Raw genomic sequence first — 4,520 nt, 5'->3', positions numbered from 1 at the left:
ATTTTCTGTCTTAACACACCCTGCCATTCAGAAATACTTCCTTCCCTGAGACCATACTGTTTTCGGATGTCAGGGTTATAAGATGCATAAGGCTTCCCAGCAGGACCATATAAAATGTAATCGGCTTTCCCACCAAGTCCGGGATACAATCTTGATGCAGCATTAAGTAACGCTCGCACCTCCTTTTCAACAAGCGTTCGAGGCGCGGTGTACCCTCGGGCCCGTAGAGACTCATGTGTGGGAGAAAGGTTCTTTATTCCGTTCACAGCATCCCAGAGACCCATTTTTTTTGCGTCGTAATAGCAGGGGTATGTGTACCCGTTTTTACCTCCTGCGATCTTTTCGAGCTCGCTTTTATATTCGTTCATGTTCTTGAGTGTCTCTTTTTCATCATCTTTCTTTGATTGCTTTTCTCCGCTTTTCCATAGTATATCAGGATCGTACCCTCTCCTTTGAATAGCCGAATGGAGTGCTTTATATACCTGCCAGCCTTCAAGTCTCTCCCCTTGAAGAAGCATGATTCTGAGAAGACACGATGTATAAACTGTATTATCGCCTGCAGGGGCAAATTCTGTTTCGAGACGTGGGTCACCTTTGCGGGGCGGAATACCTTTTTTCTTATTTCCGGGTTTGCGTCCTTCTAATACTTCGATACCTGCTTTTCTGCACTGTTCTTTCAGAAACTGCTCGCGCGATTTATGCGCAATACGTGTTCTATGCTGTCTGCGTCTTTCTCTTTGTTCTTTTGTGGAAGCAAATTCAGGATGAATTAACAGGGACCGCGCCTCAATAATCTCTTTCCCTTCTCTCACCGCAATACCTAGCGACCCTGTTCCGATGTCGAAAGCGAAAACTTTTTCAGACATGATCATTCTCCTCGATATGATATAGTTGTATGTATATATAAGTATTCATAATAACATTCTTATATCAATATGTCAAGGCAATATCATTATATCATGTAGTTAAAAAGACAGCGGGTAAAGGTTGATTGAATGATTATGGAGGATTTCAAACTGTCGTGGTCTTAGCCAATGAATATTTCATCGGGAAAGAGAGTAGTTGTCCAACTGTCGCAGCTCTTTCTCTTCTTGATGTAAGCACAAAAAAAGGGGTCTATATATTGACCCCTTTTAAGTTTCATATTCGTGATAAGGTTACTTCTGGACTTTGCCGTATCCTCTTGCTTTGCCGAGGCCTGCTGCCTTGTTGTCGCATACGCCGTCGCCGTCTTTGTCCACGAAATTGCCGCGATTTCCCAGGGCTTTTCCGCAGTTGTCACAGACACCGTCTCCGTCCGCATCGACAAAATTGCCACGGGCTTTACTGCCGCGGAACATGCCTCTGACAGCGCCGGTTCCACGGTTATCACAGATTCCGTCGCCATCGGCATCGACGAAGTTAGCGCCCCGGGCTCCGCCCCTTCCCGCTTGATAGTTGTCACAGATACCGTCGCCATTCACGTCGACGAAGTTACTGCCGTATGACTGTGCCGTAGTTGTGGTTGTTGTGGTATCATCGGAGAATGCATAGGCGCCAGCGAGTGTCAGAGCTGCGACCGTGAGTACGAGAGTGAGACTGCCGAACCGTTTCATGTTTGACCTCCTTGGTATGGTTTGTGTTTGTTACGTTCGGTTCATTCTACGGCAGATAGTAAGAGCAATCATCGTGCCAAATACCATCTCATATTATGTAAGTGATTGCAATGCAATCTATTATATTATATTTACGATAATATTCTATATCTATTCTGCTATCCATTGTTCGACATTTTTGTCGAATTTATCGCGAATAATAATCCTTATCGTTATGAATCACAAAGGATTATGCATACTGCACAATAAGACCGAATGTGACGGATTTGTCGAATGAATGATTTCCGGCGGTGTTTAAAAGACTTTTTTGACATGATTTACAGGATTGACAAGATAAAGATTTTTCGGAAAGTTTTAAATAAAACCTCTGTGCCCCAGTCTCTTTGTCCCTCTGCACCTTTGTCACTTTGCCCCTGTTTCACCTCAAATCATTCCCCGGTATTTCCTGATTCCCCATTCAACGACAAGGAAAAGCACTGCCAGCAAGGGCATGAGCGGATTGAGGGCAAGGTAGTGGTCCTGCTCCCGTCGTTCGGTGAAAGCAGCCGGTTTTATCCCCGCAATAACAGAGTCGATGCCGGAGGGGGTGACACTCAGTCCGCCGGTGCGACGGGCAAGTGAGCCGAGAAGACCGTGGTCGGGATTCGGGTCGAGCATTTCGAGCGAAAACGACTGCACCGTAAAGCCGCCCCGTGCTTCCGCAAACCGTTCACCGCCGATAAACGCCGTGGCTTCGAAGACATGGGCGCCGGGTGCTGATCCTCGGAGCGTACCCGTGTATACCGCGGGTGTCCGCTCATCGAGGATAACCTTCGCCGATGGGTCGCCGTCGATCTCGATGCTTATCTCCGCACCGGGGACAGGAGAATAGACATTGTCGAAGAGACGTCCCTCGAACACGATCTCCTGGCCGCTCAGATAGGTATGGGAATCGGTCGTCACTGTCAGCGGAGAAGCGTCGGTGGAGGATGTCAGCCAGCGGAGCATTCCCCGGACGAAGCCATCATAGAAGCCGCCGCTTTTCCCGGCGCCTTCCATCATGAGATGCCAGCGCCATATGCCCGAAACCGGCATGATCATCGTTTTCCCCTCACCGGATTTTCCCGCAACGAGGGCAGGCAGGGTAACTTTGCCCTGGACTGCAACCGCGTTTACAAGAATCCGGCTCGATTTGGTTATCTGATCGATCGGCAGAATCGCTCTGAGCGGGGGGAGATTGCTCCATTCGTTCTCACGGTCTCCGCTCAGGACACCGGCGGTAACAAAATGGGTTCTGCCCTGTTCGGTGAGATCGATGTAAAACTCATGGGGCAGGATGTTTTTATCCTTTGCGAATCGCACGGGGAAAATTCGTTCGAGAGCTTCCGCGCCATTGCTCAGCGGTGTCGATCCGAGAATCCACAGGCCGGCGCCTTTTCCTGCCAGCCCGGCGATGGCTGCGGCGCGCTCCGGTGTGAGCACCTCTCCGCCTCCATCGAGGATTACGAAGGCATCGAAATCGGAGATATCCGCCGGAAACGGCGCGCTGAGCGGTTCTTTCATGCCATGGCCGACAACAAAAACGCCCGAGAATGACTTATCGGCCTCGATCACCCGCCGTAAAAACGCAAGATCGGGAGAAGGGGCATCGGATATCACGAGCACGCGGAATGCGCTCTTTACCACCTGTACGGTAAAGGATCGGCTGTTGTTTTCTGGCGGCTCCTCATAATCCGGTTTTATCACTGCTGTAAACGTATGGACTCCGGGCGTCTTCAGCGGAAGCTCTATATCCGTCTTTGCCAGAGTTCCCGTGTCAAAAGATACCGTCCCCGAAGCCAGGTTTTTCTCGCCTTCCCGTATTTCGACCGCAACCTGCCCGCTCAGGGGATTGGTCGATGACACGAAGATTTCTACAGGTATCGACATGCCGTCATACCCGATAGAAGCCGCGGAAACCCGCTTGAGCACGACATCCCGCAGGCCGGCGCCTGAACCGACCGCCACACAGCTCACCGGCATATCGGAGGGAACATCCGCTCCGGCAGGATCGAGCCCGAGGTTCCAACGGCCGTCCGTTATGAGAACGATCGATGAAACACGCTCACGGTCCCTGATGGTTTTGATTGCGCCAGAGATATCGGTGGCGGAGCCGTTGAATTCAACCGTCTCATCGAGATTACGGACACCGCTGTCGAAAGTACGGTATATGCAGTGTTCATCGAACCGTGAACGAATCGCATTGATGGCATCGAGTGCGTCGCGTTTCCGTGCGGGGTCGCCTGGCTGGTTCATCGAGGAGCTCGTATCGAGCAGAACCGCGCAGCCCGATTCTCTGGTCAGCGTTCGTGCAACTCTCACAACCGGCTCGGATAAACCGGCCACAAGGAGTACAAGCGCGCTGGCGCGCAGGATTATCAGGAGCCGTCGTATGATTCCTGACACCGGCGGCACGGTCGACCGGTAATACCAGACTGCAAACGCTGCCGCAGCGAGCAGAAGCACGAGAAGCGCTATGATATTGAGGCTCTGGAAACGGGCCGATACGTTTTCTATATGAGATGACGGTTCTATCATGGATGACCTTTCACAGGGGAAGCCTCGGTTCGGGACTGAGTGTGAGCGGCGAGGTCATCCCCCGTATGAGACGTTCGTGACCGGCGAGGGCGATCATGGCGGCATTGTCGGTGCAATATGCCGTTCGCGGAACAAACAGCCTGAAACCGCGTTTGATCGCATCTGCACCGAGACGTTCTCTCAGAGCCCGGTTGGCGGCAACACCCCCGGCAAGGAGCAGGGTGTCCAGACGGTATTTTTTGAGCGCCTTAAGGGTTTTCTCAACAAGCGCGTCGACAACCGCTTTCTGAAATGACGCCAGTATATGCGGAAGGTTCTCCCGAACAAAATCCGTACTCTGTTCTCGTACGTATACCAGAACGGCGGTCT

The 4,520-nt window shown here is 51.4% G+C and carries 4 protein-coding genes; all 4 read right to left on the bottom strand.

What is annotated here, in order from left to right:
• A partial coding sequence (locus LLG96_13925) for a hypothetical protein (GenBank protein ID MCE5251309.1) occupies positions 1–866 on the bottom strand: 866 nt, incomplete at its 3' end.
• Positions 867–1,157: 291 nt separating this feature from the next.
• The gene (locus tag LLG96_13920; GenBank protein MCE5251308.1) at positions 1,158–1,595 is read right to left on the bottom strand and encodes a hypothetical protein; all 438 of its coding nucleotides are present in this window, start codon (positions 1,593–1,595) and stop codon (positions 1,158–1,160) included.
• Between the two features lie 423 nt (positions 1,596–2,018).
• Positions 2,019–4,151 (bottom strand): hypothetical protein, encoded by a 2,133-nt coding sequence (locus LLG96_13915; protein MCE5251307.1) that lies wholly within the window; start codon positions 4,149–4,151, stop codon positions 2,019–2,021.
• A 10-nt stretch (positions 4,152–4,161) separates the two neighbouring features.
• Positions 4,162–4,520 (bottom strand): tRNA (adenosine(37)-N6)-threonylcarbamoyltransferase complex transferase subunit TsaD (locus LLG96_13910; GenBank protein MCE5251306.1); only part of this gene is annotated, 359 nt, incomplete at its 5' end.

The sequence above is a fragment of the bacterium genome (assembly GCA_021372535.1).
GTDB lineage: Bacteria > Latescibacterota > Latescibacteria > Latescibacterales > Latescibacteraceae > JAFGMP01.
This window is presented reverse-complemented; position numbering and strand designations above follow the sequence as displayed.

Excerpts from the sequence above, each read along its gene's own strand:
- LLG96_13920 (MCE5251308.1), bottom strand. The coding sequence starts at position 1,595 with ATGAAACGGTTCGGCAGTCTCACTCTCGTACTCACGGTCGCAGCTCTG.
- LLG96_13915 (MCE5251307.1), bottom strand. The coding sequence starts at position 4,151 with ATGATAGAACCGTCATCTCATATAGAAAACGTATCGGCCCGTTTCCAG.